This window comes from Erwinia sorbitola (assembly GCF_009738185.1).
Classification (GTDB): domain Bacteria; phylum Pseudomonadota; class Gammaproteobacteria; order Enterobacterales; family Enterobacteriaceae; genus Erwinia; species Erwinia sorbitola.
On sequence record NZ_CP046509.1, the window covers coordinates 2,778,786 to 2,800,522 of the forward strand.

Consider the following 21,737-nt stretch of genomic DNA (forward strand, 5'->3'; position numbering starts at 1 on the left):
GCTGATGGCAAAACTCGCGTCTTTTCTGCCTATTGTTTAGCGCAAGACGAGGGATAATTTGCTCATAACGCCGTGGGACAGTGGATTACGTGGCACCGCCCCCGAAAATAATCACAGGAAGTTACAGCTAATATGACTGATAACGCTAAAGCCAAAAGCGGCAAACGTAAGCTCCTGATGCCGGTGTTACTTGTTGTGACCCTGGTCGCTTGCAGCGTGGCGGGCTATACAGTCTGGCGCATGATGAAAACTCCGGCCGATGCCGCTGCGGCAGCAAAGCCGGAGCCGCCTCCAGCGCCGGTGTTTTTTGCTCTGGATACTTTTACGGTTAACTTAATCAACCCAGACAATGACCCGGATCGTGTGCTGTACGTAGGCTTTACGCTGCGTTTGCCAGATGATGAGACGCGTCGTCGAATGAATGATTATCTGCCGGAAGTCCGCAGTCGTCTGCTGCTGTTGCTTTCACGTCAAAGTGCTACGGCGTTAGCGAATGAACAAGGCAAGCAGGAATTAATGGCACAGATTAAACAGGTACTGGCACCTCCGCTGGTGCAGGGACAACCACAGCAGGTCGTGACAGATGTACTTTTCACGGCCTTCATTCTGCGGTGATGGAAATTTATGGGCGATAGCATTCTTTCTCAGGCAGAAATTGACGCACTACTCAATGGCGACAGCGACAGTGCGACAGAAGATAAGGTCAGTATCGGTGGCGATAGCGATATTCGCCCCTATGATCCCAATACCCAGCGCCGCGTGGTTCGTGAGCGCTTGCAGGCACTGGAGATCATCAACGAACGTTTTGCGCGTTCTTATCGTATGGCGCTTTTTAATCTGCTGCGCCGCAGCCCGGATATTTCGGTCGGCGCGATTAAGATTCAGCCTTACCATGAGTTCGCCCGCAATTTGCCGGTGCCAACTAACCTTAACCTTATCCACCTCAAGCCGCTGCGTGGCACGGCGCTGGTGGTCTTCTCGCCAAGTCTGGTGTTTATCGCCGTAGATAACCTGTTCGGTGGAGATGGTCGTTTCCCGACAAAAGTTGAAGGGCGCGAATTTACCCACACAGAACAACGCGTTATCCGTCGTATGCTGAAGCTGGCACTGGACGGATACAGCGAAGCCTGGAAGCCAATCTATCCGCTGGATGTTGAATACGTCCGTTCAGAGATGCAGGTGAAATTCACCAACATCACCACCTCACCCAACGATATCGTGGTTACCACGCCATTCCAGGTTGAGATTGGTAACCTGACCGGTGAGTTTAACATCTGTATTCCATTCAGCATGATTGAACCGCTGCGTGAAACGCTGGTGAATCCGCCGTTAGAAAACTCGCGCAGCGAAGATGAAAACTGGCGCGACACGCTGGTGAAACAGGTTCAGCACTCTGAGCTGGAGCTGGTGGCAAATTTTGCTGAAGTCTCGATGAGAATTTCACGTCTGCTGGCGCTTAAACCCGGCGACGTATTACCGATTGAAAAACCGGACCGCATTATCGCCCATGTGGATGGCGTGCCGGTGTTGACCAGCCAGTACGGAACGCTGAATAAGCAGTACGCTCTGCGCGTGGAACACCTGATCAACCCGATTTTGAATTCGCTGAATGAGGAACAGCCCGATGAGTGATAATAATAAGCCGTCCGATGACGACATCTCTGCGGACGACCTGTGGGCTGACGCAATGAATGAACAGGTAAAATCAACCTCCACCGACAGCGTGTTTAAGTCGCTGGATTTGGGTGATGTAGCCGGCGGTTCGCAGGATATCGATATGATTATGGATATCCCGGTCAAGCTGACCGTTGAACTGGGTCGTACCAAAATGACGATTAAAGAGCTGCTGCGTCTTTCGCAAGGTTCGGTTGTCGCACTGGACGGATTAGCGGGTGAGCCACTGGATATCCTGATTAACGGCTATCTGATTGCCCAGGGTGAAGTGGTGGTGGTGGCCGATAAGTACGGCGTACGTATTACCGACATCATTACGCCTTCTGAACGTATGCGTCGTCTGAGCCGCTAAATGAATACCACGCAGCAGCAGCCGGTTACACCGCAGCCGGCCATTTCTACCGGCTCAATGCTCACCCAGGTGAGCGGCGTGCTGGCGGCGATTATAATTTTGATTCTCGCCTGTGCATGGGTGGCAAAACGACTCGGTTTTGCCTCACGACGCAGCGGCAACCAGACGCTGAATATCAGCGCCAGCTGCTCGCTGGGTCAGCGTGAACGTGTGGTCATTGTCGATGTTGACGATGCGCGTCTGGTTCTGGGCGTTACCGCCCATCAGATCACGCATCTGCATACGCTACCTGCCAGGCCTCAGCCAGAAACCACGGACTCTCCGCAGCCTAAGCCCGATTTCCGCCAGGTTCTCCAGTCATTAATGAAAGGCACCGGGAAGAACAAATGAAACGCATACTTCCACTGCTGCTGCTTGGCCTGCTGATGCTGGCACCAGATGTTTACGCTCAACTTCCGGGCCTGATCAGCAAACCGATGGCTAACGGCGGACAGAGCTGGTCACTGCCGGTGCAGACGCTGGTGTTTATCACCTCGCTGACCTTCCTGCCGGCCATTTTGCTGATGATGACCAGCTTTACGCGCATCATTATCGTATTCGGGCTGCTGCGCAATGCGCTCGGCACACCCTCTGCACCGCCAAACCAGGTTTTGGTGGGTCTGTCGCTGTTCCTGACCTTCTTTATTATGGGCCCGGTATTCGACAAAATTTATACCGATGCTTATCTGCCATTCAGTGAAGATAAGATCAGCATGCAGGAAGCGATTGATAAAGGTGCCCTGCCGCTGCGTGAGTTTATGCTGCGCCAGACGCGCGAAGCCGATTTAGCGCTGTTTGCGCGCCTGGCCAACACCCCGCCGATTGCCGGGCCGGAAGCCGTACCCATGCGTATCCTGCTGCCCGCTTACGTAACCAGCGAGCTGAAAACAGCCTTCCAGATTGGTTTCACTGTATTTATTCCGTTTCTGATTATCGACCTGGTGGTGGCCAGCGTGCTGATGGCGCTGGGGATGATGATGGTGCCTCCGGCCACCATATCGCTACCCTTTAAGCTTATGTTGTTTGTGCTGGTAGATGGCTGGCAGCTGCTGGTTGGTTCGCTGGCCCAGAGTTTCTATTCCTAACCCGGAGCCACGATAATGACACCTGAATCGGTAATGGTACTGGGGCATGATGCGATGCAGATTGCCCTCGCTCTGGCCGCTCCGCTGCTGCTCGCCGCGCTGGTCAGCGGTTTGCTGATCAGCCTGCTCCAGGCTGCTACCCAGATTAACGAACAGACGCTCTCCTTTATTCCTAAGATTCTGGCGGTGGTAACAACTATCGTGATTGCCGGCCCCTGGATGCTTAATCTGGTGCTCGACTATATGCGCACCCTGTTCAGCAACCTGCCTTATATGATCGGATAATGATTCTTTTTGACAGTAGTCAACTTCTGTTCTGGATCAGTCAGCTATTCTGGCCCCTCGCCCGAGTGCTGGCGCTGATCATGACAGCGCCATTGCTGAGTGAGAAATCAATCAGCCGCAAAGTCAAAATCGGGCTGGGTGTGATGATTACATGGGTGCTGGTGCCTACCCTGCCTCCCACTACGGTTACGCTGTTCTCGGTAGGCGGCTTCTGGCTGCTGATTCAGCAAATCCTGATTGGCGTAGCCATCGGTTTTACCATGCAGTTTGCCTTTGCTGCCGTGCGCACAGCGGGTGAAGTCATTGGTTTGCAGATGGGGTTATCTTTTGCAACGTTCTTCGATCCCAGCAGCCGCCTGAACATGCCGGTACTGGCGCGCTTTCTGGATATGCTTGCCATGCTGCTGTTTCTTTCGTTCAACGGCCATCTGTGGTTGATTTCGATGGTTGCCGACAGTTTTCACACTTTGCCTATCGGCGGCGAGCCTCTTAACGGCAATGCTTTTATGGCACTGACCAAAGCAGCGAACCTGATTTTCCTTAATGGCATGAGATTAGCGTTACCGTTAATAACTCTGCTACTCACCCTTAACCTGGCCCTGGGTTTGTTAAACCGCGTTTCACCTCAACTCTCCGTTTTTGCTATCGGCTTCCCCGTTACCTTATCAATCGGCATGGTGTTTATGAGCCTGATGATGCCCTTGCTGGCTCCATTCTGCGAACATTTGTTCAGTGAAGTGTTCGATTTGCTGGCTACACTGCTCAGTGAATTACCCGGTAAGTAATCTTACGTATTTGCCGCAATTCGCAGTTTTTCGCAAAGGCATTGTTAAGGAATGAAAATACATCTGTGTATTTTTCGCACCATTATTTAAAGAATTTCATTAAGGAAATTCTGATAAATGCTCTGGCGTGATGAAAATTATTCTTATTAAAACCTACTTAGCGTATTTTACCTTCTCAAACCGATGATTTGTTGCGAAGGAGTTAACGATTAAAAAACACTCAACTAGCTGTTTTTTATAGTAATTTTATTTTTCGCGGTTTTTCTTGTTTTAAAATACATTTTCCGGCATTGTCAATGCACTCCGCATGCCTACACTTTCGGAGAATGAATGTTTTTAAGAATCGTCCTATCATAGTTTTCCAAATTCTGCGCGATAGTGTGTCGAGCAGGTGGAAACGTGCATCAAATGCTGTGTTAACTCAGATTACTAAGCAGAACTTATGCTTAGATGCTGGATCAGGTACTCAGGCAGGTTATCGCCTCGTCAAAACTCAAATTACCAGTCAGCAAGGACGAATCAGTACCCTCGCCGTCAATGGCAAAGCTTTGCTAACGCTGGGTAAATATAACAAGATCGTGAAACAGAACTCTTGCTCTCGTACTGAACACGCGTAATTCATCGTTGATTTAAACGGATAACAAATTGGTGAGGGTCGCTATTATGCCAACGATTATTATGGATTCATGTAACTATACACGGCTAGGTTTAACTGACTATATGGCAGTTAAAGGGGTTAAAAAGAAAAATATAACCTCAGTAAACGATATCGAGCAGTTGCAAATTAAGTGTCAGCAACTACAGCCCGGTGTTGTTTTCATTAATGAAGATTGTTTTATCCATGAATCCGATGCAAGCCAGCGAATCAGAAGTATTATTATGCAGCATCCTGATACGTTGTTTTTCATATTTATGGCCATCTCTAATATCCATTTTGAGGAATACCTCTACGTTCGTAAGAACTTGATTATTACATCAAAATCGATAAAGCCGTCGACCCTGGATTCATTACTTAGCACTTACTTTCAAAAGAACCTTAATCTGTCTCCCCGCTATTCTTCGGGCTTCGACGTACATCCACTGACGCTGAGTCAGACGGAATCTAACATGCTTAAGATGTGGATGTCAGGTCACGATACGATTCAGATTTCTGATAAAATGCAAATAAAAGCAAAAACAGTTTCATCGCACAAAGGCAATATCAAACGTAAAATTAAAACTCATAATAAGCAGGTTATTTATCATGTAGTTCGTTTAACTGATAACGTTACCAGCGGTATCTATGTCAATGTAAGATAATCATATAAGGGGAAGCCGGCGTCAGCCGGCTTCTCTGCAAATAGCTCCCTGCGCACTGCCCCTGACGATTAAGCCTAATGTTCATTTTGTGAGCTGGCTCCCACTTCCCATCCTAATCCTTTCAGCCCTTTTGCCGATGCTTTCTAGACGACCGGAGTGTTACTTCGTCCCTACTGACAGAGAGCAATGGATATGAAATCACAACCACAATCGAACGAACATCAGGCTATCAGCTTCTGGCAACACCTCCGTCTGGTTCCGTTGTTCGCCGCTATTCTTGGCGGAATTTTGCTGCTATTTGCCCTGTGTATCGGCCTCGCCAGTTATTTTTTAGTTCAGAGTAATCAGTCGCTGAATGATGTGACTAAAGAGATCCAGGTACGTATGGCACTCTCGGACAGCTCCAACAATCTGCGCACTGCCCGCCTGACGGTTATCCATGCCGGTGCTGCTGCACGTATTGGTGAAATGGATGAATTCAAAGCCAATCTCGACAAAACCGCCAATCACATCAAGATGGCTCGTGAGAGCTTTAACTTTTATTTAAATCGCCCGGTGAAAACAGCCAGGGGCATCGTGCTGGATGAAGAGCTGAAAAAACTGTTCGATACCTATATCAGCAAAGGTGTTGATCCGATGGTAAAAAGCGCCTCAGACGGCAGCTTTGAAGGTATTATTGCGCAGGAAACGGATTACACTCGAAAACTCGACGATGCATATAATGTCGCACTGTCTCAAGCTATCAAGCTGCGTACAGAGCGTTCTGACCGCCTGAATGAAACGGCACAGGCGCAGACACGCCTCGGATTTATGATGATGGCCGGGGCATTTGGCCTGGCACTGTTGTTAACCTTCGCCACCTTTATTTTCCTGCGCCGCGTCGTGATCACCCCACTGCGCCAGGCAGTAGAGCGTATTGAGCATATTTCCCGTGGGGATTTAACCGCCCCACTGCAAAACTGGGGACGCAGTGAGATCGGTAGCCTGGGGAATAACCTGCAGCTGATGCAGCAGGCGTTAGTAAAAACCGTTGGTACAGTGCGTGAAGGCGCAGTGGCTATTTATCAGGGTTCCAGTGAAATCTCTTCCGGAAATACTGACCTCTCCTCGCGTACCGAGCAGCAGGCATCTGCTCTGGAGCAGACAGCAGCCAGTATGGAAGAGCTGACCGCCACGGTGAAACAGAATGCTGAAAATGCTCATCACGCCAGCCAGCTCGCCTCTGATGCATCAGGCAAAGCGCGTCAGGGTGGCGATATCGTCACCGGCGTGGTCAACACCATGAATAATATCTCCTCCAGCTCGAAGAAAATTGCTGAAATCACCACGGTAATTAACAGCATCGCCTTCCAGACTAATATTCTGGCACTGAATGCGGCAGTAGAAGCAGCTCGTGCAGGTGAGCAGGGGCGCGGTTTTGCCGTAGTCGCCAGCGAAGTGCGTAATCTGGCACAGCGCAGCGCCGGGGCAGCGAAAGAGATTGAAGGGCTGATTTCAGAGTCGGTGGATCTTATTGGTAAAGGCTCTGCGCAGGTCGGTCATGCCGGTAATACCATGAGTGAAATCGTCGATGCGGTACGCCGGGTCACGGATATTATGGCGGAGATTGCCGCCGCATCTGATGAGCAGAGCAAAGGTATTCAGCAGGTCAGCATGGCGGTGACCGAAATGGATAATGTGACGCAGCAAAACGCCTCGCTGGTAGAAGAAGCCTCTTCTGCTGCGGCCTCGCTGGAAGAGCAGGCTGCACGTCTGACAGAGGCAGTATCGGCATTTAAACTGAGCAGTACCGCCACTGAGAATGTGAAAAGTCGCTCAACAACCGGTAAAACTGCCGCGTTATCGGCACCAAGGCCTGCGCTGGCTTCCACCAGCAACGACCACTGGGAAACCTTCTGATGGCAAAAAGGGCTGACCACCGGTCAGCCCTTTTCTGTGGATAGGGGGAGGCCGGAAGGTCTCCCCTGCCGCTCATATATCTTCAGGCGTTAAGGGTGTGGCTCAACGAAAATACCGTCATCATGGCCAACTTCATTAAAGAACCAGATCCCTAACGGATAGTCCTCAAGCGCCACTAAAAACATGGTGCCTTCACTGAAGTCTTCAACTGCCAGCACCTTCCCTTCACGACGCGGCCCACCATCCGTTTTTACCGTTACCCGTTCATTGACCTTCATGATCACTCCTGCACGATTTTTTGGTTAGTTTAACCGAAAAACACAGGATACGCAGGGTATCGCTACAGATGATTACCGACGGGCGATAACCCAGACGGCATGTACGATACCGGGGATGTAACCGCACAGCGTCAGCAGGATGTTCAGCCAGAAGGCTCCACCAAATCCGACCTGCATAAATACGCCCAGTGGGGGTAACAGAATCGCAATCACAATTCGTAAAAAGTCCATAAAATCTCCGTTATCTGTTTTATCTCGCGGGGTTACCGCACATAAAGTATAGCCAGCGTGCGCCACATCACAGTCTGTTGCAGGTAAAACTGGGTAAAGCCCTTCCCCCTCACGCATTTTCACTTTCTTTACGTTTCCGGGTGAGACTTCTGACAAGTGAAAATCCTAAAATGGCCTCACTGCACCAACCCCAAAGGGGCAGACGGCGGAATCCAGCAATGGTATCCGCCTGAGTAACAAGGATTTTTGCCCGCGCAGCGCGGGCTTTTTTTTACCTGTCATATCGCCAATTCCCCTGTTAAACCTGACCTGATGCCATTTCCGGCAAAAAAAATCCCGACCAAATCTGGCCGGGATGAAGTGTTTCTCACAGGAAATGAAGTTCGTTACATCTGGGAATTCTTTAACGTTAGCAGACTAACCGATCTCACTGCTCAGATTATTCTTAATCCACAGTCAGAATTGTACAAACTAATAAATTCTGTATAGAAAAACAGGCGCGAAGCTGCACCCGCTCTGCCTTACGCATGGGAATCAAATAATCACGGCAGTGATAGTACGTTCTGTTTTTTTAAGATAATTCCTGGAAAGGAAGACATCCCTACTCAGCGCTGCTGACTGTAACGGCTGGACTATACTGAACAATTCTACTGTCGGCTTTGCCCATCAACATCACTTTGAGGTATTGCTTATGCCAACGTTGCAGGATCCACTGACGATCGTTACCGATCTCGACGGCTCACTGCTTGACCACCATACCTACGGTTGGGAGCCGGCTGAATCATGGCTGGCGCGGTTGCAGGCGCAGCATATTCCGCTGGTGATCTGCTCGAGTAAAACCGCCGCAGAAATCATTCCCCTACAGCGCGCTCTGGGCATCAGCGGCGCTCCATTTATCGCGGAGAATGGTGCCGTGGTTCGGCTTGATGATACCGCCAGGCCAGCCCCCTTTTTGCCGGGTAATACAGCTGACTACCCCGTGCTATGTCAGCGATTAGCAGAATTGAGAGCGCGTCATGCCTTCAAATTCACCGGATTTGCCGACGTGAGCGAAAAAGAGGTCTCTGAATGGACAGGTCTGACGGAACATGATGCGACGCTGGCACGGATGCGTGAAGCCTCTGAAAGTATTATCTGGCGCGACAGCGCAGAGCAGTTCGCTCTGTTTCGTCAGCAGCTGGAGGCTCAGGATTTAACCCTGGTTCAGGGTGGCCGCTTCTGGCACGTTATGCGTCAGGGCAGCGGCAAAGGTGCGGCACTGCGCTGGCTGCTCCAGCACTCCTCTCTGAGCGACAGCGCTACTGTCACCCTCGGGCTGGGCGATGGCCCGAACGATGCACCGATGCTGGACATCGTGGACTATGCGGTGGTGATTAAGGGCTACAGTAAAAATCCCGTCATCCTGCAACGCCAGGATAAACATAATATCTATCATACCGCGCACTTCGGCCCTGAGGGCTGGAGCGAGGGGCTGACCTATTTTATCACTCAGTGAGCTGGGGTAACCTTTGAAGGGGTAAGCGATGAGCGATTTTTTCCAGAATGGCGTTATAACCAATTTCCATAATCTTACCGGGCGCTCCGTGGCGGAGCTGGAGAAAGATCTGGTGCGCTTTTCACGCAAGCGCAAAATGGGCCTGATCCTGCCCTCCCTGTTTTCCGAACTTGAAGGGCCGGCCCTCAGTAATATTGTTGATGAACTGGCAAAAGTGCCCTATCTCTCTGAGATTGTTATCGGGCTGGATCGGGCTGATCGCGACCAGTTTCTGCTGGCGCGTGAGTTCTTTTCACGTCTGCCGCAGCGGCACCGTATTTTATGGAACGACGGGCCGCGTCTGAAGGCGCTGGACGCCGAGCTGGACAAAGAGGGCCTCTCGCCCTCTCAGCCCGGGAAAGGCCGCAACGTCTGGTTTTGCAGCGGCTATACCCTCGCTTCTGATAAGTCCAACTGCGTTGCCCTGCACGACTGCGATATTGTCACCTACGAGCGTGGAATGCTGGCCCGCCTGCTCTATCCGCTGGCGAATCCCGCTTTCCATTACGAATTCTGCAAGGGGTTTTACGCCCGCGTGGCTGATGGAAAACTGAATGGCCGCGTAGGGCGTCTGTTAGTGGGGCCGCTGCTGCGCTCACTGCAAAAAGTGTACGGCCATTCGGAATATCTCGACTACCTGAGCAGCTTCCGTTATCCCCTGTCCGGTGAGTTTGCCATGCGCACCCACGTGCTGAACGGGATTAAGATCCCCGGTGACTGGGGGCTGGAGATTGGTGTGCTGTCTGAAATTTATCGCAACTACACCACCCGACAGAGCTGCCAGGTGGAAATTGCCGATAACTACGATCATAAGCATCAGCCGCTTTCGGAAGAGGATGGCACCGGCGGCCTTAAGCGCATGAGTAACGATATTGTGCAATCGCTACTGCGCAAAATGGCCACAATGGGGGTCAATATTACCAGTGACTCGTTCCGCGTGCTGAAAGCGACCTATTATCGTAACGCACTGGATATGATGGAAATTTATAATCATGAAGCCACGATGAACGGTCTGAAGTTCGACCAGCATACCGAAGAAGCCGCCGTTGAAATGTTTACCCAGGCGATTCTTGATGCCGGCCAGGCCTTTATTGAACGCCCCAACGAGAAGCCATTTATCCCCAGCTGGAGCCGGGTACAGTCAGCGTTTCCGGACATTCTGCAACGCATCTATCAGGCGGTGGAAGATGACAACAGCGGTGATGTTTAGCCGCCGCTGCTGACGCAGTTTCTACCTGCCTGCTTCGCCCGATACAAGCGCTCATCTGCAATGGATTGCAGATTTTCTATCTTATAATCCTGCTGTTCATCGCTGCTGCTTACGCCAAGTGAGGCGGTTACTTTCAGAGTTTTCATGGCATTGATCAGCACCTCTTTTGAAGCCAGTTTGCAGCGAATTCGCTCCGCGATTTCAACCGCTTCTGCCAGACTGGTATCCGGCAGCACAACGCAGAACTCTTCCCCGCCCACGCGCCCCAGCACATCCTCTTTTCTCAGCGTTCTGGCAATGACCGAGGCCGCATGGGTGAGTACCACGTCTCCGGCATGATGGCCCCAGGTATCGTTAACGGATTTGAAGTGATCGAGGTCAAGCTGGATCAATGACAGTGGCAGCTGATGACGTTCGCAGAACGCAGATTGCTTCCGGGCCTGCTCGAAGAAGGCGCTGCGGTTTAACTGACGGGTGAGACCATCATAGTTGGCACGCCATTTTAACGTCTCCTGGAGAGAGAGCAGCCGTCTTATCATGCGGAAAATCGCCTGATGACACGCCAGCAGCACCAGCGTGAAAAGCCCCCACATCAGCACCAGTACCAGGGTAACGCGGCCCGTTTCGCCCCGCATCCCCTCATCCAGCGTTTGTACATTAATCATCATCCCGTCGAAGTGCTGTAAACGTACCCAGGTGATAAAGCGTGTACCCGAACGTATCTGTCCACTTTTTTCATCAGGACGTTTATTAAAAATCTCCGCAAGCTCCGCCGAATTAATCCCCTGCTCACTCATCTTTTTACCATCAGAGATCGCCAAAGGCTTATGCTTACGGTCAAACAGCATAACGTGGCCCGCCTGCCAGGTCGGCAACGTCTGCCGTAAATAGCGCTGAATTGCCTCGGTAGAAAAATCCATCGCCAGTTCGCCGTACCAGTAATTGTCATGATCGACAGGCAGCGTTACGGTGACCACTTCGCCCTCGTTATAGAGGGAGTGGTAAATTTCTGACCAGCGCATACCCCGATCGGGATTACTTTGCGGATGGGCATTGAGGAAGTAAGGGCGGTCGATGGCGGTGCTGTAACTTTTTACCGTTTCCTGTTTATCATCCTGCACCGAGCTCAGATAGAAACCAGCACGCGAGATATACCAGAGCCGGTAATGCAAGTCGTTGACCGGGTTGTTGAACTGCAAAATGTAGCTCATCTCCAGCACGGCGGTGAGTTCATCATCCAGCCTTTTCGGATCGGCACGGCTTAATAAGGGAAAACTCTGCAATGCTTCGTCAGATATACCGTTGAGCGGCATACTGCGTTCTGAATTGATATTGATTTTCCACAGGGGGTGATGACGTTTAACCGCAAAAGCAGCCAGGGCCTCACGCGATTTGTCGGTGACTAATGGTTCATCAAGCGCGTGATGTAACATATTGCGAAAAAAGTACATCTCATCAATACTTTGTTGAAGCTGATGCTCAAGGCCGCTTGCCAGTTGAGCCAGCCAGGCGCGCTGATCCGTTTCATACGAAGATTTCAGCACCTGCGCTTCACGCCAGGTTAACAGGGTAGAAAAGACAAAAACAATTGCAAAACAGATATGAACGATGTGTTCAGGTCGAAAGGCACGCGAACTTTTGTCAGCTATCACTTAACCATTCTCCGGTACTGCCGATATCATTATTATCCAGAGTACCCGCAAGTTACAGGCGGAGCGCGTGCGCCGATGAGGCAGAATGCCGGTGGCATTTTTATTGATTCTTTCCAGATCAAACTGCTATCAACCCGAACAGAATAGCGCTAATACTGTAGACGTAGTTTGCTAATAGCCTTGTCGGTACGGGAGGTATAATGTCCAGATTTCCTAAAGGCAGTATTGTTCGTCACAAAACCGGACAGATAAAAGGTGTGGTGCTGAACGTGTTTGATCAGGGTGAACGCCCCGCAGGATATTACATCAAATGGGATGATGGCAATCACAGCTATCATAGCGAAAATGAGCTGATCTGGGCAAATATTGACCGTCCGCGAATGCACAATAATTTGCAGTCACCAAAATAACGCAGCGCCCACAACAACCGATAAAATCAAGGTATACTGCATTCAGCTGAATCGGGATCACTCCGGCGCGCCAGGGTTCCCGATCTCCCTTTTGTAAAGAGACCGCTTAATCAATTATGCCTGAACTCTACCGTTATGACCTGCCAACTAAAGCAGGCGACCAGCGCCAACTGGGGCAACTTACCGGCGCAGCCTGCGCCGTTGAATGCGCCGAAATGGTTGAACGTCATCCTGGACTGGTCATCCTCATCGCACAGGATATGCAGAATGCACTGCGCTTCCAGGATGAAATCAAACAGTTTACCTCCCAGCCAGTGATGGCGCTGGCGGATTGGGAAACCCTGCCATTCGACAGTTTCTCTCCGCATCAGGAAATTATCTCCTCCCGGCTTTCCACTTTGTACCAACTTCCCACGCTGGAACGCGGGCTGCTGATTATGCCGGTGAATACCCTGATGCAGCGCGTCTGTCCGCATAACTACCTGCATGGCCACGCGCTGGTGATGAAAAAGGGCCAGAAGCTGTCACGTGATAAACTGCGTTCCCAGCTGGAACAGGCTGGCTACCGTAGCGTTGACCAGGTGATGGCTCACGGTGAATTTGCCACCCGTGGTGCCCTGCTCGACCTCTACCCGATGGGTAGCGAACGCCCGTATCGCATCGATTTCTTTGATGATGAGATCGACAGCCTGCGTCTGTTTGACGTTGATACCCAGCGCACCCAGGAGGAAGTCGACGCCATTAATCTGCTGCCTGCCCACGAGTTCCCCACCGATAAAACCGCCATTGAACTGTTCCGTACCCAGTGGCGCGAGCATTTTGATGTGCGCCGGGAACCTGAGCATATTTATCAGCAGGTGAGCAAAGGCACCCTTCCCGCCGGGATTGAGTACTGGCAGCCGCTGTTTTTTGAGCAGCCTCTTCCCGCGCTGTTCAGCTATATGCCCGCCAATACCCTGCTGGTAGTTTCCGGGGATCTTGAAAGCAGCGCCGACCGCTTCTGGCAGGATGTTAATGCCCGCTATGAGAATCGCCGCGTTGACCCGATGCGCCCGCTGCTGCCGCCTCCCTCTCTGTGGTTGCGTACCGATGAGCTGTTCAGCGAACTGAAGCAGTGGCCGCGCGTCCAGCTGAAAACCGACCTGCTGGCGGATAAAGCCGCGAACACCAACCTGCGCTATGAGACGCTGCCCGATCTCGCGGTTCAGGCGCAGGCTAAAGCGCCGCTGGATGCGCTGCGTCGTTTTCTTGAGTCCTTCGATGGCCCGGTGGTATTTTCGGTTGAGAGCGAAGGCCGCCGCGAAACGTTGCAGGAGCTGCTGGCACGTATCAAGCTGAAACTGACCGCCATCGATTCATTGCATGATGCCGACCAGCCCGGCCACTATCTGTTAATCGGTGCCAGTGAGCACGGATTTATAGACGGACTGCGCAACCGTGCCCTGATTTGTGAAAGCGATCTGCTGGGCGAACGCGTCAGCCGTCGCCGTCAGGACAATCGCCGCACTATCAACCCGGATGTGCTGATCCGCAACCTCGCCGAGCTGCATCCCGGGCAGCCGGTGGTGCATCTTGAGCACGGCGTCGGTCGCTACATCGGCCTGACAACGCTTGAAACCGGCGGGATCAAAGCTGAATATCTGATGCTGGCCTACGCCGGAGATGCCAAGCTGTATGTCCCGGTTTCGTCACTGCATCTGATCAGCCGTTATGCTGGCGGAGCAGAAGAGAACGCCCCGCTGCACAAGCTGGGCAGCGACGCCTGGTCGCGAGCACGGCAGAAAGCCGCTGAGAAAGTGCGTGATGTGGCGGCAGAGCTGCTGGATATCTACGCCCAGCGTGCGGCAAAATCTGGTTTCGCCTTTAAACATGATAAAGAGCAGTATCAGCTGTTCTGTGAAAGCTTCCCGTTTGAAACAACCCCAGACCAGGCGCAGGCGATCAATGCGGTACTGAGCGACATGTGCCAGCCGCTGGCAATGGATCGACTGGTATGCGGCGATGTCGGCTTTGGCAAAACTGAAGTGGCGATGCGTGCAGCATTCCTCGCCGTGGAGAACCACAAACAGGTTGCCGTACTGGTGCCCACCACCCTGCTGGCACAGCAGCATTACGATAACTTCCGCGACCGCTTTGCCAACTGGCCGGTGCGCATTGAGATGCTGTCACGCTTCCGTACTGCTAAAGAGCAGGCGCAGGTGCTGGCGGAAGCACAGGAAGGTAAGGTAGATATTCTTATCGGTACCCATAAGCTGCTTCAGAGTGAGATCAAATGGCACGATCTGGGCCTGCTGGTCGTCGATGAAGAGCACCGTTTTGGCGTGCGCCACAAAGAGCGCATCAAGGCGATGCGAGCCGATGTTGATATCCTGACGCTGACCGCAACGCCGATCCCACGTACGCTGAATATGGCGATGAGCGGGATGCGCGATCTGTCGATTATTGCCACACCTCCTGCACGTCGTCTGGCGGTTAAAACCTTTGTACGTGAGTATGACGATCTGGTCGTACGCGAGGCGATCCTGCGCGAAGTCCTGCGCGGTGGGCAGGTTTACTACCTCTATAACGACGTTGAAAATATTGAAAAGGCGGCGAAACGCCTCTCTGAGCTGGTTCCTGAAGCCCGGGTGGCAATCGGGCATGGTCAGATGCGCGAACGCGAGCTGGAACGGGTGATGAATGACTTCCATCATCAGCGTTTCAACGTGCTGGTGTGTACCACCATCATTGAAACCGGCATCGACATCCCTACCGCGAACACTATTATCATTGAGCGTGCCGATCACTTTGGTCTGGCACAGCTGCATCAGCTGCGTGGTCGCGTCGGGCGCTCCCACCATCAGGCCTACGCCTGGCTACTGACGCCACATCCAAAAGCGATGACCGTCGATGCGCATAAACGCCTGGAGGCCATTGCCTCGCTGGAAGATTTAGGTGCCGGATTTGCCCTTGCCACACACGATCTGGAAATTCGTGGTGCCGGGGAGCTGCTGGGAGAAGGCCAGAGTGGCCAGATGGAAACCATCGGTTTCTCACTGTATATGGATCTGCTGGAAAACGCCGTCAACGCCCTGAAAGAGGGGCGCGAACCGTCCCTGGAGGATCTGACTAACAGTCAAACCGAGATTGAGCTGCGGATGCCTGCGCTGCTGCCGGATGACTTTATTCCTGATGTGAATACCCGCCTCTCGTTCTATAAACGCATTGCCAGCGCCGTGCAGTCCGGCGAGCTGGACGATCTCAAGGTGGAGCTGATTGACCGCTTCGGCATGCTGCCGGATGCAGCACGCAATCTGCTGGATATTGCCGCCCTGCGCCTGGTGGCGAAAACACTGGGTATCCGCAAGGTTGAAGCCAGTGAGAAAGGTGGGTTCTTTGAATTCGCTGAGAAGAACAAGGTTGATCCAATGTGGCTGATTGGCCTGCTACAGAAGGAGCCGCAGCACTGGCGCCTGGATGGGCCAACGCGTCTGAAGTTTATCCGGGATCTGGGTGAGCGTAAGCTGCGGATGAAGTGGGTACAGGAGTTTATGCAGCTGATGCTGGAACATGCTCAGGGGTAGGAAAACCAGGGCGAGGCGTGGTGCTTCGCCCCTGTCAGCTTCGTCTTAAGCTTTATTGCTCAACACTAACTGTCCGTTGTTATCAAGGGGGATGCGCATACCGGGGTCACTCTCCATGCGAATCTTGCCCTGCTGGTCGCCGATTTTGTAGGTTACATCGTAACCCAGCATTTTTTCCTGCTTATCATAGACCGTTTTGCAACGCTGCTCGGTAGTGGTGTAGGTATCGCGATCCTGCATGGCGCCCTGTACCTGATTACCGCCGTAGCCACCGGCCAGCGCACCCGCTACCGTTGCCACATCCCGGCCACGACCGCCACCAAACTGATGCCCCAGCACGCCACCAGCAACGGCACCAAGTACTGAGCCGGTGATGCGGTGTTCATCCTGCACCGCACGGCGGTGAGTCAGCGTGACATTACGGCACTCCTGACGAGGATTTTTAAGCGTCTCTTTGATTGGCGTAGCTGACAGCACCTGCGCGTATTGCGGACTGCGATCGAACACATTCATACTGGCAACAGCCGCCACACCAAGTGCAGCCACAACACCGATACCAATACCCGCTAACATGGATTTATTCACAGGAAACCTCCTGACATCGTTACCGCGCATAGTTGCCAGCTCTGGAGGCGGCATTTCCGGCGTGCGCGACGCGCCGTAGTAATTAACAGGAATTTTGCTGCCAGTAATGAATTGTGACAATAAGAATACTGGACGAAAATCAGCTTTGGCATGATAAGCGAAAGCTTTTAAGAGAGTTCTTATCGGGGGGATTTCAGGGGTGGGTCAGAAGAACGGCTTATAATAGCGGAAGGTTATAAGCCGTTTTTTTACTTCGTGCCGTGGCCGGCGCGGTATTAGTGCAGTTTCAGGCGCGGACGGATAGCGCGGTTAATGCTGCCAACCAGCATCATCAGCCCGGTCTTAAAGTAACCGTGCAGAGCAATCTGATGCATGCGATACAGTGAGATATAGACAAAACGCGCAATGCGTCCTTCCACCATCATTGAGCCGCGCATCAGGTTACCCATCAGGCTACCAACGGTACTAAAACGAGAGAGTGACACCAGCGAACCGTGGTCTTTATAGACGTATGGTTTCTGCGGCTGCCCTTTCATCTCTGCAAGAATATTTGACAGCACGCGCGACGCCATCTGATGCGCAGACTGCGCACGCGGTGGTACAAAGCCGCCAGCAGGCAGGGCACAGGATGCACAGTCACCGATCGCATAAATATTTGGATCACGAGTGGTCTGCAAGGTTGGCTCCACCACCAGCTGGTTAATGCGGTTGGTTTCCAGGCCGCCCAGATCTTTCATAAAGTCCGGTGCTTTGATACCCGCTGCCCAGACCATCAGATCGGCATCGATAAATTCGCCACTTTTAGTGTTCAGGCCTTTCTTATCAGCGCTGGTCACCATCGTCTGCGTCAGTACGCGCACACCCAGCTTGGTCAGCTCACTGTGCGCTGCGCTGGAGATACGCGGCGGCAGTGCAGGCAAAATACGGTCGCCAGCTTCCACCAGCGTTACGTTCAGCGCCTGGCTGTCCAGACCTTTATAGCCATAGCTGTGCAGCTGTTTCACCGCATTATGCAGCTCGGCTGACAGCTCCACCCCGGTGGCCCCTGCGCCAACAATCGCGATGTTCACCTTCTCCTGGCTGCCCTCACTGGCCGAGAACTTCAGAAACAGGTTCAGCATCTCATTGTGGAAACGACGTGCCTGATGCGGGTTATCGAGGAAAATGCAGTTATCTTTCACCCCAGGCGTGCCGAAGTCGTTAGAGGTACTGCCCAGCGCCATCACCAGCGTGTCGTAGGCCAGTTCACGCTCAGGCACCAGCAGTTCGCCCTGCGCATCGCGAATTTCTGCCAGCTTAAGACGATTATTTTCCCGGTCAAGATCGGTCAGCGTACCCAGCTGGAAGCTGAAACCATGCTTGTGCGCATGGGCCAGGTAGCTAAGACCATCAATGCCTTCATCCAGCGATCCGGTGGCAACTTCATGTAACAGAGGTTTCCAGAGATGACTATGGTTGCGGTCTACCAGGGTGATCTGTGCTTTCTTCTTGCGGCCCAGTTTGTGCCCCAGCTGAGTGGCCAGTTCAAGACCCCCGGCACCCCCGCCAATGATAACAATTTTCTTCATAGGTGTTGTCAAACGACCCTCTCTAAAAGTAAACCAATCGTTAATTAAAAGTTAAATAAATAACCTTAATTAACATAGGGTTGGCGATATTAATTCGCGAGCTGGGGCCAGAATAACACGTAGGAATTCATCTGATCTAAGAAAATTGATCCTGGTCAATTTTATTAGCAAAACTAAGAATAGTACGAATAAAGACCCTGTCAGCAGCCCGCCTTTTAGCGGGCAAGGGTCATCTTTTAAGCGGAGAATAGAGAGGAATTAACCTAAGGATTTGAACGCTTTAATACGCGGAAGATGATGAGAAATGTTTTTGAACTTATGACCTTCCACCTCATCCCACACCAGCTCATAAAAGTGGTGCAGTTCGGCTGCGCTACGCTGGTTATCCAGTGCTTCGTCGTGGCGTGAGAGAATGGTAAGGCAGCGATCGCGATTCTTTTCGCGAAAGTTACCCACGCATTTGGTCGCAATATCCGCGTACTCTTCCGGGCGGTCAATCTTGCCTTCCATCACTTCCTGTGGCCACAGATTGGGGTTAAACATCACCTGGCGTATATTGCAGAGGAAACCAATACGTTCCGCCCAGTACCCCCCAAGACCAACACCGCAAATCAATGGGCGATCGTCGTCGGTTTGCTGCAACATCCTGTAGGTCTCTTTCAGCAGATGCTGCATATCATGTTTAGGATGCCGGGTGCTGTAACTGAGCAGCCGGACATCCGGATCAATAAATTGCAGCTGTAACACCTTCTCATGGTTGCCAGGGCTGTTTGAATCAAAACCGTGCAGATAAATAATCATCGTTATTCTCACCGTTATTGTGCCACAGGCAATCTGAAAGCTAGATGCCTGCCGCGGCTTTATAGTCCAGCCAGCGTTGCTGAAGCTGACTCAGTATGGCACTGGTCTCTTTCCAGCGCGAAGAGTCGCGCAGTTGCTGATGGGTATACGAACTCTGATGGTAAAGCTGCGCTACTCTTTCAGCATTGATCGGCGACAGGTTATCCAACACGCTCACCGCTCCCTGACGATTATTGCACACCAGAATCATATCGCATCCGGCATCCAGCGCCGCCTGCCCCCGCTCGGCGTAGCTCCCCATAATCGCCGCGCCTTCCATCGACAGGTCGTCTGAGAAAATAACACCGTTAAAGCCCAGCTCCTGACGCAGTACGGTTTTCAGCCAGTGTGATGAACCACTGGCCGGACGCGGATCGACTTCAGTATAGATAACATGGGCAGGCATAATCGCGTCGAGCGCCTGTTCGGCAATCAGCTGCTTAAAGATCGGCATATCATGCTGACGAATCTCAGCTTCACTGCGGGTGTCGCGCGGTGTTTCCTTGTGGGAGTCTGCACTTACTGCACCGTGGCCAGGGAAATGTTTTCCGGTGGTTTTCATACCGGCATCATGCATGCCACGGATAAAGCAACGCGCCATTTGCAGCGCAATAGCCGGATCTTCATGGAATGAGCGCTCACCGATGGCCGCGCTACCGTGGCCGATATCCAGCACCGGGGCGAAGCTGATATCAATATCCATCGCAATCATTTCAGCAGCCATCAGCCAGCCTGCCTGCTGGGCCAGCGCTTCGGCCTGCTCGCCGCGATGCAGCGCAGCGAAGGCCTGCATTGCCGGAAGACGGGTAAAACCGTCGCGGAAGCGCTGCACCCGGCCCCCCTCCTGATCCACGGCTACCACCAGACGATGGCGCGATGCTGCTCGTATCTGACGCACCAGTTCACGTAGCTGCGCCGGATCATGGTAGTTACGGCTGAACAGAATCAGCCCCCCGACCAGCGGATGCTGTAAAATTTCGCGCTCTTCAGCATCCAGTTCGCAGCCCTGTACATCCAACATTACCGGTCCCACACTTCACCTCTTACCTGATGATATGCGCTGCCAGCCTGTGGCTGCCAGCGTCTTAAAATGGTGTTCGCCACTCTGCTGCCAGCGCAGCTCATACCAGCTGGTTGCCAGCAGGTCGAGCCACGGCAGCCAACGGTCAACCTGCCGTTGCAGCGTGTCATAATCGAATTGTTGCTGCGCCGCGTAGCAGCCGATCAGCCGCTGTCGCTGCTGCTTATCCAGTTCATTGCCGCTGACTATCGCCGCCAGTTCAAGCGCCACATCGCCATCTCCGGCGTACTCCCAGTCAATCAAGCGCAGCCGGGAATTATCCGCAATCAGATTTCCGCAGTGAATATCCATATGCAATACGCCGCAGCGTAATGGCCTGGGTTCCCCCTGCTGCTGACAGCGCTTTAACGCGCGCAGCCAGTGTATCTGACGCCGTGACGGCACACTGCGCTGCCAGTACTCCATCAGCAGCGGCAGCAGCCGTACCGGATAGCCCGTCAGCGGCTGGCGGTGTAGACGGACAAGCTCATTTACCAGCCTCTCCAGCCACTTATCCCACTGGGCTGGCAGCAGCTCCACGCCCGGCTGCCAGCCCAGTAGTAACCATTCTGCATTGCGGCCATACACACCGGGAGTAAGACCGCTGGCGTTCAGCTTGCGCAGCAGACGATATTCACGCTGGCGATTAACGCCTGGCATCAGCGTTTTTCCGGCAGCGCGGCGTGCCAGCAGCGGGATGCCTTCCAGGCAAAGCTGAACACTCAGCCCGCTTAATCCATCGAGGGGCAAAAAAGAACCGGCGGCTCGCGCCGCCGGAAATTGTTGCGTTATCAGCCGCTCAAGGGCGGGATCAGTGCAGAACGGCACCGCTGCCAGACCAGATAATTTCGCCGGTCTGAACCAGCATTAACTGCATTTGCAGCGTCGGTGATTTCACATCCCCTTCCGCATTGCTGTAGAGAACATACTGCGCCCCCACATAACGCGCCAGGCCCACCGCCTTGCTGCGCGAAACCAGGCTGTCATCAGCTGACAAACCCAGCGTCTGTTTAGCCACAGCCAGCTGCTGCGGAGTCACCAGCGTAAACTGGGTTTTATCCTTCAGCGCGCTTTGCAGTGCAGCCGTCGCCTTGGCACTTTGCAGGCTGCCATTGGTGCTGTTTTTGACATTGTCCACCAGCAGCACGCTACCCGCAGTGATGCCGTCGGTTTTTAGCATCTGAGCCACCAGCGGCGATACGCTGGCCGGCCAGTTGAGCGTCTGAATTTTCGGCGGTGGCGGCACATTCTGGCCCGGTTCCGCTTTCGGCTGCTCCGGCACGGTAACCGGCGGCTGTACCGGTTCAACCGGCGCTGGAGGCTGCTGGGGCTGTTCCTGTTCTTTGAGAATACAGCCGCTCAGAAACAGCGCCAGCATCAGCACGCCT

Annotated in this window: 22 protein-coding genes; 13 read left to right on the forward strand and 9 right to left on the reverse strand. The window is 52.8% G+C overall.

The window, feature by feature from the left end:
• The first annotated feature begins 132 nt into the window (after positions 1-132).
• The 9 genes from fliL to GN242_RS12485 all read left to right on the forward strand — a co-directional run bounded on the left by fliL (position 133) and on the right by GN242_RS12485 (position 7,418).
• A complete protein-coding gene (gene fliL, locus GN242_RS12445) occupies positions 133-615 on the forward strand; it encodes a flagellar basal body-associated protein FliL (protein WP_154750797.1) in 483 nt (160 codons plus the stop codon).
• 9 nt (positions 616-624) lie between these two features.
• Positions 625-1,632, forward strand: coding sequence for a flagellar motor switch protein FliM (fliM, locus tag GN242_RS12450; protein WP_154750796.1), 1,008 nt, complete (start codon positions 625-627; stop codon positions 1,630-1,632).
• Positions 1,625-2,026 (forward strand): flagellar motor switch protein FliN, encoded by a 402-nt coding sequence (fliN, locus tag GN242_RS12455; RefSeq protein ID WP_154750795.1) that lies wholly within the window; start codon positions 1,625-1,627, stop codon positions 2,024-2,026. The genes fliM and fliN overlap by 8 nt, the downstream gene beginning before the upstream one ends.
• A complete protein-coding gene (gene fliO, locus GN242_RS12460; protein ID WP_154750794.1) occupies positions 2,027-2,416 on the forward strand; it encodes a flagellar biosynthetic protein FliO in 390 nt (129 codons plus the stop codon). It abuts the gene before it with no gap.
• Positions 2,413-3,150, forward strand: coding sequence for a flagellar type III secretion system pore protein FliP (gene fliP, locus GN242_RS12465; RefSeq protein ID WP_154750793.1), 738 nt, complete (start codon positions 2,413-2,415; stop codon positions 3,148-3,150). The genes fliO and fliP overlap by 4 nt, the downstream gene beginning before the upstream one ends.
• A 15-nt stretch (positions 3,151-3,165) precedes the next feature.
• Positions 3,166-3,435: a flagellar biosynthesis protein FliQ gene (gene fliQ / locus GN242_RS12470; RefSeq protein ID WP_154750792.1), complete on the forward strand. Its 270-nt coding sequence runs from the start codon at positions 3,166-3,168 to the stop codon at positions 3,433-3,435.
• Entirely contained in the window at positions 3,435-4,220 is a 786-nt protein-coding gene (fliR, locus tag GN242_RS12475; RefSeq protein WP_154750791.1) for a flagellar biosynthetic protein FliR, read from the forward strand. Before fliQ ends, fliR begins: the two co-directional genes overlap by 1 nt.
• 663 nt (positions 4,221-4,883) lie before the next feature.
• A complete protein-coding gene (rcsA, locus tag GN242_RS12480) occupies positions 4,884-5,519 on the forward strand; it encodes a transcriptional regulator RcsA (protein ID WP_154750790.1) in 636 nt (211 codons plus the stop codon).
• Between the two features lie 192 nt (positions 5,520-5,711).
• On the forward strand, positions 5,712-7,418 hold the full coding sequence (locus GN242_RS12485) for a methyl-accepting chemotaxis protein (RefSeq protein ID WP_156287585.1): 1,707 nt from the start codon (positions 5,712-5,714) through the stop codon (positions 7,416-7,418).
• A gap of 89 nt (positions 7,419-7,507) precedes the next feature.
• Here GN242_RS12485 and dsrB read toward each other — a convergent pair whose 3' ends face one another.
• Both dsrB and GN242_RS12495 read right to left on the reverse strand, forming a co-directional pair.
• Positions 7,508-7,696 (reverse strand): protein DsrB, encoded by a 189-nt coding sequence (gene dsrB / locus GN242_RS12490; RefSeq protein WP_154750788.1) that lies wholly within the window; start codon positions 7,694-7,696, stop codon positions 7,508-7,510.
• 72 nt (positions 7,697-7,768) lie between these two features.
• Entirely contained in the window at positions 7,769-7,927 is a 159-nt protein-coding gene (locus GN242_RS12495; protein WP_017800079.1) for a YqaE/Pmp3 family membrane protein, read from the reverse strand.
• A gap of 691 nt (positions 7,928-8,618) precedes the next feature.
• Here GN242_RS12495 and GN242_RS12500 point away from each other — a divergent pair.
• Together GN242_RS12500 and GN242_RS12505 are read left to right on the forward strand one after the other, a co-directional pair.
• Complete coding sequence (locus GN242_RS12500; protein ID WP_156287586.1) at positions 8,619-9,422, forward strand: mannosyl-3-phosphoglycerate phosphatase-related protein; 804 nt, start codon at positions 8,619-8,621, stop codon at positions 9,420-9,422.
• Between the two features lie 28 nt (positions 9,423-9,450).
• A complete protein-coding gene (locus GN242_RS12505) occupies positions 9,451-10,671 on the forward strand; it encodes a glycosyltransferase family protein (protein WP_154750786.1) in 1,221 nt (406 codons plus the stop codon).
• On the opposite strand, the gene dgcQ is transcribed toward GN242_RS12505, so the two are convergent.
• The gene (dgcQ, locus tag GN242_RS12510) at positions 10,668-12,323 is read right to left on the reverse strand and encodes a cellulose biosynthesis regulator diguanylate cyclase DgcQ (RefSeq protein WP_156287587.1); all 1,656 of its coding nucleotides are present in this window, start codon (positions 12,321-12,323) and stop codon (positions 10,668-10,670) included. The two genes, GN242_RS12505 and dgcQ, sit on opposite strands and share 4 nt — an antisense overlap.
• 200 nt (positions 12,324-12,523) lie before the next feature.
• On the opposite strand from dgcQ, the gene GN242_RS12515 reads away from it, so the two are divergent.
• The gene (locus tag GN242_RS12515) at positions 12,524-12,733 is read left to right on the forward strand and encodes a hypothetical protein (protein ID WP_154750785.1); all 210 of its coding nucleotides are present in this window, start codon (positions 12,524-12,526) and stop codon (positions 12,731-12,733) included.
• A 116-nt stretch (positions 12,734-12,849) separates the two neighbouring features.
• Entirely contained in the window at positions 12,850-16,296 is a 3,447-nt protein-coding gene (gene mfd / locus GN242_RS12520) for a transcription-repair coupling factor (RefSeq protein WP_156287588.1), read from the forward strand.
• A 45-nt stretch (positions 16,297-16,341) separates the two neighbouring features.
• Here the strand turns inward: mfd and GN242_RS12525 are convergent, their stop codons facing one another.
• The 6 genes from GN242_RS12525 to lpoB form a co-directional block, all read right to left on the reverse strand.
• Complete coding sequence (locus tag GN242_RS12525; RefSeq protein ID WP_156287589.1) at positions 16,342-16,881, reverse strand: glycine zipper 2TM domain-containing protein; 540 nt, start codon at positions 16,879-16,881, stop codon at positions 16,342-16,344.
• A 275-nt stretch (positions 16,882-17,156) separates the two neighbouring features.
• Positions 17,157-18,461 (reverse strand): NAD(P)/FAD-dependent oxidoreductase, encoded by a 1,305-nt coding sequence (locus GN242_RS12530; RefSeq protein ID WP_156287590.1) that lies wholly within the window; start codon positions 18,459-18,461, stop codon positions 17,157-17,159.
• 246 nt (positions 18,462-18,707) lie between these two features.
• Positions 18,708-19,250, reverse strand: a complete 543-nt coding sequence (ycfP, locus tag GN242_RS12535) for an alpha/beta hydrolase YcfP (protein ID WP_156287591.1) — start codon at positions 19,248-19,250, stop codon at positions 18,708-18,710.
• Between the two features lie 40 nt (positions 19,251-19,290).
• Positions 19,291-20,310: a beta-N-acetylhexosaminidase gene (gene nagZ, locus GN242_RS12540; protein WP_154750781.1), complete on the reverse strand. Its 1,020-nt coding sequence runs from the start codon at positions 20,308-20,310 to the stop codon at positions 19,291-19,293.
• A 15-nt stretch (positions 20,311-20,325) separates the two neighbouring features.
• The gene (gene thiK / locus GN242_RS12545; RefSeq protein WP_156287593.1) at positions 20,326-21,177 is read right to left on the reverse strand and encodes a thiamine kinase; all 852 of its coding nucleotides are present in this window, start codon (positions 21,175-21,177) and stop codon (positions 20,326-20,328) included.
• A complete protein-coding gene (gene lpoB, locus GN242_RS12550; RefSeq protein ID WP_154751769.1) occupies positions 21,161-21,727 on the reverse strand; it encodes a penicillin-binding protein activator LpoB in 567 nt (188 codons plus the stop codon). The genes thiK and lpoB overlap by 17 nt, the downstream gene beginning before the upstream one ends.
• Positions 21,728-21,737 lie beyond the last annotated feature (10 nt).

What these genes read in the sequence shown, in the direction of transcription:
- fliL (WP_154750797.1), top strand. Translation starts at nt 133, where the DNA reads ATGACTGATAACGCTAAAGCCAAAAGCGGCAAACGTAAGCTCCTGATG.
- fliM (WP_154750796.1), top strand. Translation starts at nt 625, where the DNA reads ATGGGCGATAGCATTCTTTCTCAGGCAGAAATTGACGCACTACTCAAT.
- fliN (WP_154750795.1), top strand. Translation starts at nt 1,625, where the DNA reads ATGAGTGATAATAATAAGCCGTCCGATGACGACATCTCTGCGGACGAC.
- fliO (WP_154750794.1), top strand. Translation starts at nt 2,027, where the DNA reads ATGAATACCACGCAGCAGCAGCCGGTTACACCGCAGCCGGCCATTTCT.
- fliP (WP_154750793.1), top strand. Translation starts at nt 2,413, where the DNA reads ATGAAACGCATACTTCCACTGCTGCTGCTTGGCCTGCTGATGCTGGCA.
- fliQ (WP_154750792.1), top strand. Translation starts at nt 3,166, where the DNA reads ATGACACCTGAATCGGTAATGGTACTGGGGCATGATGCGATGCAGATT.
- fliR (WP_154750791.1), top strand. Translation starts at nt 3,435, where the DNA reads ATGATTCTTTTTGACAGTAGTCAACTTCTGTTCTGGATCAGTCAGCTA.
- rcsA (WP_154750790.1), top strand. Translation starts at nt 4,884, where the DNA reads ATGCCAACGATTATTATGGATTCATGTAACTATACACGGCTAGGTTTA.
- GN242_RS12485 (WP_156287585.1), top strand. Translation starts at nt 5,712, where the DNA reads ATGAAATCACAACCACAATCGAACGAACATCAGGCTATCAGCTTCTGG.
- dsrB (WP_154750788.1), bottom strand. Translation starts at nt 7,696, where the DNA reads ATGAAGGTCAATGAACGGGTAACGGTAAAAACGGATGGTGGGCCGCGT.
- GN242_RS12495 (WP_017800079.1), bottom strand. Translation starts at nt 7,927, where the DNA reads ATGGACTTTTTACGAATTGTGATTGCGATTCTGTTACCCCCACTGGGC.
- GN242_RS12500 (WP_156287586.1), top strand. Translation starts at nt 8,619, where the DNA reads ATGCCAACGTTGCAGGATCCACTGACGATCGTTACCGATCTCGACGGC.
- GN242_RS12505 (WP_154750786.1), top strand. Translation starts at nt 9,451, where the DNA reads ATGAGCGATTTTTTCCAGAATGGCGTTATAACCAATTTCCATAATCTT.
- GN242_RS12515 (WP_154750785.1), top strand. Translation starts at nt 12,524, where the DNA reads ATGTCCAGATTTCCTAAAGGCAGTATTGTTCGTCACAAAACCGGACAG.
- mfd (WP_156287588.1), top strand. Translation starts at nt 12,850, where the DNA reads ATGCCTGAACTCTACCGTTATGACCTGCCAACTAAAGCAGGCGACCAG.
- ycfP (WP_156287591.1), bottom strand. Translation starts at nt 19,250, where the DNA reads ATGATTATTTATCTGCACGGTTTTGATTCAAACAGCCCTGGCAACCAT.
- nagZ (WP_154750781.1), bottom strand. Translation starts at nt 20,310, where the DNA reads ATGTTGGATGTACAGGGCTGCGAACTGGATGCTGAAGAGCGCGAAATT.
- lpoB (WP_154751769.1), bottom strand. Translation starts at nt 21,727, where the DNA reads ATGCTGGCGCTGTTTCTGAGCGGCTGTATTCTCAAAGAACAGGAACAG.